The sequence below is a fragment of the Kitasatospora sp. NPDC059462 genome, assembly GCF_042749955.1.
GTDB lineage: Bacteria > Actinomycetota > Actinomycetes > Streptomycetales > Streptomycetaceae > Kitasatospora.
On the sequence record NZ_JBHYUU010000229.1, the window covers coordinates 1 to 6,319 of the forward strand.

The 6,319-nt window shown below is 76.3% G+C and carries 5 protein-coding genes and 1 pseudogene; 5 read left to right on the plus strand and 1 reads right to left on the minus strand.

Going from position 1 to position 6,319, the window contains the following annotated elements; genetic code table 11:
• The 4 genes and pseudogenes from ACFXAM_RS34465 to ACFXAM_RS34480 form a co-directional block, all read left to right on the plus strand.
• Positions 1 to 133 (plus strand): annotated as a pseudogene (locus ACFXAM_RS34465) (phosphoenolpyruvate--protein phosphotransferase); the annotation flags it as partial.
• Between the two features lie 165 nt (positions 134 to 298).
• The gene (locus ACFXAM_RS34470; protein ID WP_380297333.1) at positions 299 to 1,804 is read left to right on the plus strand and encodes a hypothetical protein; all 1,506 of its coding nucleotides are present in this window, start codon (positions 299 to 301) and stop codon (positions 1,802 to 1,804) included.
• On the plus strand, positions 1,801 to 2,220 hold the full coding sequence (locus tag ACFXAM_RS34475) for a hypothetical protein (RefSeq protein ID WP_380297335.1): 420 nt from the start codon (positions 1,801 to 1,803) through the stop codon (positions 2,218 to 2,220). Before ACFXAM_RS34470 ends, ACFXAM_RS34475 begins: the two co-directional genes overlap by 4 nt.
• A 213-nt stretch (positions 2,221 to 2,433) precedes the next feature.
• Positions 2,434 to 3,210, plus strand: a complete 777-nt coding sequence (locus ACFXAM_RS34480; RefSeq protein ID WP_380297348.1) for an SAM-dependent methyltransferase — start codon at positions 2,434 to 2,436, stop codon at positions 3,208 to 3,210.
• A gap of 117 nt (positions 3,211 to 3,327) precedes the next feature.
• On the opposite strand, the gene ACFXAM_RS34485 is transcribed toward ACFXAM_RS34480, so the two are convergent.
• Positions 3,328 to 4,227, minus strand: a complete 900-nt coding sequence (locus ACFXAM_RS34485) for a PaaX family transcriptional regulator C-terminal domain-containing protein (protein ID WP_380297337.1) — start codon at positions 4,225 to 4,227, stop codon at positions 3,328 to 3,330.
• Between the two features lie 334 nt (positions 4,228 to 4,561).
• On the opposite strand from ACFXAM_RS34485, the gene ACFXAM_RS34490 reads away from it, so the two are divergent.
• Positions 4,562 to 6,211, plus strand: a complete 1,650-nt coding sequence (locus ACFXAM_RS34490; protein ID WP_380297338.1) for a beta-propeller fold lactonase family protein — start codon at positions 4,562 to 4,564, stop codon at positions 6,209 to 6,211.
• Positions 6,212 to 6,319: the final 108 nt, after the last annotated feature.

Here is a 6,319-nt window from a genome sequence, read left to right on the forward strand (position 1 = left end):
GATTCCGTATGTGCGGGCGACGCTGGCCAAGCACACGCTGGCGCAGTTCGAGCGGGCGGCGGCTGCCGCGCGGGCCGTGGACACCGCCGAGGAGGCGCGGCTGGCCGCGCAGGCGGTGCTGTCCGGCGAGTAGTGCCTGGGTGAAGGCCGGCAGGTCGGCCTCGTCCCCGGTGACGCCACCCGCTACCTGTGTGCCGCCGCCTGGCTGGACCGGAACTTCCGCGGGGCGCTGATCAAGGAACTCGTCGAGCACTCCGTCCGCATCCCCGCGCCCTCGCCCGGCACCGACGTGGTCCGGGTGCTGCACGAGGCCCTCACCGCCCGCCGCTGGGAGGCCTGGACCGGCGCCGTCCTCCTGATCGTCCTCGTCCTCGGCTTCCCGCTGTTCGGGGTCGCGGCCGGTTCCGTCGCGGTGCTGGTGGCCCTGCTGCCGGTCCTGTTCCTCGGCGCCGGCGCGGACCGGATGGACCACCGGCTCGGCCTGGAGGCCGAAGAGACGGAGTTCCCCGCCCCGCGTCCCCGCAATCGCGTCGCCCGCACCGAGGGCCTCGTCCTCGGATGCCTGCTGGCGGTCGTGCTCGCCGGCGTCGTCGCGCACGAGCTGCCCGCGTACGACGCGGACTGGGGCGGCTTCCTCGGGCCCGTGTTCGCCGAACTGCTGCTGCTCTGCCTGATCGCGGCCGCCCTGCGGTACGGGATCCGCCGCCGGCTGGTCGCCCTCGGCGGCCTCGGTCCGGCCCCCGTGCCCCCGGTGGAACCGCAGGGCGACGCCGCCGCCCGGCTCTACGAGCGGCTGCGCGAGCAGCAGGGCGGACCCGAACTGCTCTACAGCCGCCAGGCGCCGCTGGTCGGCCTCGGCGTGTCCGGGCGCGCCTGGCGGATGACCTTCGAACTGCGGCCCTCCGCCGAACGCGAGGCCGAGGGGCGGGCACCCGACCCGATCGACGCGGCCGTGCTCTACCGGGCCATCGCCCAGCAGGTCCGCGCACTGGCGGAGGACCCGCGCTATCCGGAGGACCCGCTGCGCGGACTGTCCGTCACCGACCGGGTGTACCGGCCCGGTCTGCGCGACGACCGCCCGGCGGACTGGCTCGGCGCGATGTCCGTCCGGGCGGGCGGCGGCTTCCGGCTCGAACCCGCCTGGGCCGACCTGCTGAGCCGTACCGGGCACGAGCGGCTGCGTCACTACCTGGCGGTCAGGGTCGGCTCCTGGCAGGAGGAGGTGATCGTCACCGTGCTGGTCCGCGCCAGCACCCGGGGCGGACTGCTCTACCTGGAGTGGCTGCCGCACGTGCTCGGCCCGGTCGCGCACCACTACCACGTGGTCGACCTGCTCGGGGAGCGCTCCGACCTCGGCCACGCGGTGAACGCGCTCGGCTGGGCCGCCCGTCGGCTCAGCCGCGACGTCGGCGCCGCCGTCCGCCAGCTGTGGGAGGTGCAGGCCTCGAACAGCCGGGGGGCCAGGCACCGCCAGCACTACGCCGCGAGCATCCGGGCCGGCCGCGCGGTCGACTACGCGCCCCGGACCAGTGCGCGCGAGCTCGGGTCCGCCGGGGTGTACGAGAACCTCTTCCAGGAACACGACGTGCAGCGCTTCCTCAACACCGTCACCCAGCGGGTGTTCAGCGCCGTCGGCGGCGAGTTGCGGGCGCGCGGCTACGACAACGCGGCCTTCGAGGAGCAGAGCCAGAGCATCACCAACATCAACAACGGCGGCGTCCAGGTGGTCAACTCCACCGTGGACGGCCCGGTCGCGGGCGGAGCCGGGGCGACGATCAACCTGCCGAAGGGGAAGGGCACATGACGGAACAGCAGCCGCCGGCGGGCAACCGCAACGACGGCGGAGTCCAGGTGGTCGGCTCCACCGTGCACGGCCACGTGGCCGGCGGCCGGGGCGCGACCGTGTCGATCGGCGCCGGGGCCGACGATCCCCAGGGGCCCGGCGGACCGGAGCAACTGCGGTCCGAGGCGCGGGCGTTGCGCGCTGCGCTCGCCCGGCTGCGGGCCGAACAGCCGGGCGCCGTACCGGAGGAGGACGCCGAGGACGCCGACGCCGCGCTCGCCGGGATCCTCGACGAGGCGGCGCTCGACGAGCCCCGCGAGGGCCCGCTGCGCCGCCGGGTCCGCACGGTGTCCGACGCGCTGCGCACGGTCGCGGTGCTCGCCGCGGCGGTGAGCGGCCTGGAGGCAGCCTTCACGGCCCTGTTCGGGCAGATCTGAGGGCCCGCCGGGCCGCCCTTCCCCGGGTTACGGTTACCATGCGCACCAAGGCGCGGAGCCTGCGGAGCCGACGCGGGCCGGGCGCGCCGACGGAGCACGGACGGAACATCAACGGGGATGTACGGAGGGGTGGGCATGGCGCGCGCTGACCGGGTGTCGGGGGAGCGGACGGGCGGACGGGGCGAGGACGGCTGGACGGGGGTGGACCTCCGGATGGACGTCCCGCACTCGGCACGTGTGTACGACTACCTCATCGGCGGCAAGACCAACTTCGAGCCGGACCGGGCCGCCGCGCACGCCTCGGTCAAGGCCTGGCCGGCGCTGCCGACCTCGATGCGGACCACCCGGGGCTTCATGGAGCGGGTGGTCCGCCACCTCGCCGAGGAGCACGGCGTGCGGCAGTTCCTGGACATCGGCGCGGGCATCCCCGCCGCGCCGAACGTGCACGAGATCGCCCAGGAGGTGGCGCCGAGCTCACGGGTGGTGTACGTCGACAACGACCCGATCGTGCTGACCCACGCCCGGGCGCTGATGTCCAGCCGGCCGGAGGGCCGCACCGCCTACCTGGACGCCGACCTGCGCGACGTCGACTCGATCGTGCACGCGCCGCGGCTGCGCGAGGTCCTCGACCTGACGCAGCCGGTGGCGCTCTCGCTGATCGCCATCGTGCACTTCGTCCTCGACGAGGACGACCCGCAGGGCATCGTGCGCCGGCTGATGGACCACCTGGCGCCCGGCAGCTTCCTCGCCCTGACCGTCTTCACCGGCGACACCGACCCGGTCGGTGTCGGCGGGGTGGGCCGCGAGTACAACGCCCGGGGCATTCCGCTGCAGATCCGGGACCGGGCCGAGACGCTGGCGTTCTTCGACGGCTACGAGCTGCTGGACCCGGGCGTCACGCTGGTCCACCACTGGCGCCCGGAGCCGGGGGCCGCGCGGGTGCGCGACCAGGACATCGCGATGTACGGCGGCGTGGCCGTCAAGCGCTGAGTCGTCAAGCGCTGAGTCGTCAAGCGCTGAGTCGTCGGGCACCTGTGTGCCGGGCACCTGCTTGCCGGGCGCCGGGACGTCGGGCGCCGGGACGTCCGCCCGTGCCCCGGCGGCCGTTCAGGCCGTCCGGGGCTCGCCGGTGATCTCGGTCATGACCTCGTCGTACCGCTGGAAGAACCGGGGGCCGGGCTCGGGGGCGTCCCGCCCGCCGCGGCGCAGCAGACGCCAGCAGTCGGCGGTGAGCGCCCGGGCCTCGGCGCCGGGCCAGGGCCGGGGAAGCAGCTCGGGCGGGAGCAGCGGGTCGTCGGCGGTGGCCCGGGTGAACTCGGCGGCCAGCTCGACGGCGATCGCGAGCCGCTCGATCCGGGCGGGGGCGTCCGCCGGGTCCGGGGCGGTCAGCCGGGCGAGGCGCGCGGCGGCCAGGGCGGCCAGCCGGCGGTGGCCCGCGGCGAGGTCGTCGAGCGGCCAGAGCCGGCGGGCCAGGGCGGGCGGGTCCTCCTCGCCCGCGATGCGCAGGTCGGTGCTGGTGAGCAGGGTGACGCAGTCCCGGACGCCGAGGTGGGCGGCCTCGGCCTCGACGAGGGCCTCCCAGGCGTTGGCGCTGACGTAGAGCCCGCCCTGGAGGGCCGCGCCGCCGAGCCGGACCAGCGCTTCGCGCAGCGCGTCCCGCGCGGTGCGGGCGGCCTCGGGGACGGCGAAGGCGACCAGGTGCCAGCGGCCGTCCCACGGGGCGAGCCCGGCGTCCTGGGCGTACATGTGGCGGACGAACCCGGCCTCCGGCTCGGCGGAGCGGCGGGCCCGGTCGGTCTCGCGCAGCACGGCGCGCCGGCCGCGGCCCTCCTGGACGAGGAGGCCGTCGGCCGCCATCCGCTTGATGCACAGGCGCACCTGCTGGTCGGTCATGCCGAGCTCGCCCGCGACGCCGTACAGCTCGCCGGCGTCGATGGTGCCGTCCGCCCGGACCATGCCCTCGACCAGGGTGCGGGTGGGCACCTCGGCCCGTTCGTCCTCGGCCATCGTCGCCGTTCCTCCCGCCGTCCCGCGTACCGGTCTCCTGCGTACCGGGTCTCCTGCGCAGGAGTGTAGTGGCCGGAAACGATCGCCGTCCGGACGAGCGTTGTGCGCCCGCCCGTTTTCGGCTTCCCCCGGCCGGTGCCCGGCGGTTCCCGGCGGTCCTCGATGACCCTCGGCGGCCCCCGGTGGCCGACGAAGGTTCGAATGGTGACCATCTGCCCGAATTTGAACGGCTGATGACAATCCCGGTCATCCGCTGATGATCCGTCAGGCCCGCCTCTACGCTTCGGGCGACCCGGGGGGACCGCCCGTCCCTCCGACGAGCCTGGAGACCCCGTTGACCAGACGTCCCCTCCCGCGCCGCTCCTGGACGGCGGTGGCCGCCGTCGGCGCGGCCACCGCCGCGCTGCTGGCCCAGCCCGCCGCCGCCGCTGCCGTCACCGTGCCGCCCACGGTGACGGCCACCGTCGCCGTCGCGCCGTACCCGGCGGGCGTCGCGCTCGCGCCGGACGGCGGGCGGGCCTACGTGACCAGCCAGAGCAGCGGCACGGTGACCGTGCTGTCCACCGCCACCGGCGCGGTCACCGGCACGTTCACCGCCGGTACCGGCTCCTACGCGGTGGCCTTCGCGCCCGACGGCGGGCACGCCTACCTCACCCACCACCTCACCGGCACGGTCAGCGTGGTGGACACCGCGAGCTCCGCCGTCACCGCCACCGTCCCGGTCGGCGCCGGAGCCTTCGGCGTGGTGGTCGCCCCCGACGGCGCCCGCGCGTACGTGAGCAACGCGGACGCCGACACGGTCAGCGTGCTCGACACCGCGAGCGGCACCGTCACCGCCACCGTCCCGGTCGGCGCCGAACCGCACGGGCTGGCCGTGGCCCCCGACGGCGGGCGGGTGTACGTGGCGGCCTCCGGCGGGCAGCGGGTCGACGTCATCGACACCGCCACCGCCACCGTGAGCGCCTCGATACCGGTCGGCCACGGCGTCTTCGGCCTCGCCCTGGCCCCCGACGGCTCCCGGCTCTGGACCGGCAACGGCGCGGACTCCACCGTCGGCGTGGTGGACACCGCCACCCTGGCCCTGACCGCGACCGTCCCGGTCGGCGCCAACCCGTACGCGGTCGCCGCGGCCCCCGACGGCCGCTCCGTCTACGCGAGCAACTACGCCGACGGCACGCTCAGCGTGCTCGACGCCGCGAGCGGCACCGTCACCGCCACCGTCCCGGTGGGGGCGAGCCCGTTCACGCTGGCGTTCGCGCCCGACTCCCGGCGCGGCTACCTGGCCGACTTCGACGGCGGAGCGGTGAGCGTCCTCGCCTTCCCGCTGCCGGTGCCCGCGGTCACCGGGATCAGCCCCGCGAGCGGCCCGCAGGCCGGCGGCACCGTCGTCACCGTCACCGGCACCGACCTGGCCGGCGCCACCGCCGTGAGCTTCGGCGCCGCCGGCGACGCCGCCTCCTTGTCCTGCACCGCGACCTCCTGCACCGCCACCGCGCCGCCCGCGGCGGCCGCCGGGACGGTCGACGTCCGGGTCACCACGCCCGGCGGCACCAGCGCGGTCACGGCCGCCGACCGGTTCGGCTACCAGGCGCCCGCCGCCGACCTCGCCGTCGCGCTCTCCGCCGCCCCGGGGTCCGGCCTGCTCGCCGGACGCGTCGACTACACGCTGACCCTCACCGGCCGGGGACCCGGCGAGGTGACCGCCGCGACCGTCGAGGCCGCCCTGCCCGCCGGGCTCGTCGCGACCAGCACCGACTGCACCGTCGCCGCCGGGCGGCTGACCTGCGCGCTCACCGCCCCGCTGGCCGCCGGCGCGAGCACCACCCGCCACCTCGCGCTCCAGGTGGGCCTGCTGGCCAACCTCGGCCGGACGTTCACCGTCACCGCCGCCCGCACCTCCGGCGCCCCGGCCGACCCGGTCGCGGCGAACGACACGGCGAGCCGCACGTGCAGGGTCGCGCTCCTCGCGGTCACCTGCGACTGAGCCGGTCCGGCGCCCCCCGCCCCCGACCGGCGCCGCCCCACCCCCCCGGCCGGCCCCCCCCCCCAAACGCCCACGAAGACACCACCCGGCCGGCCCGACCCGACCCAA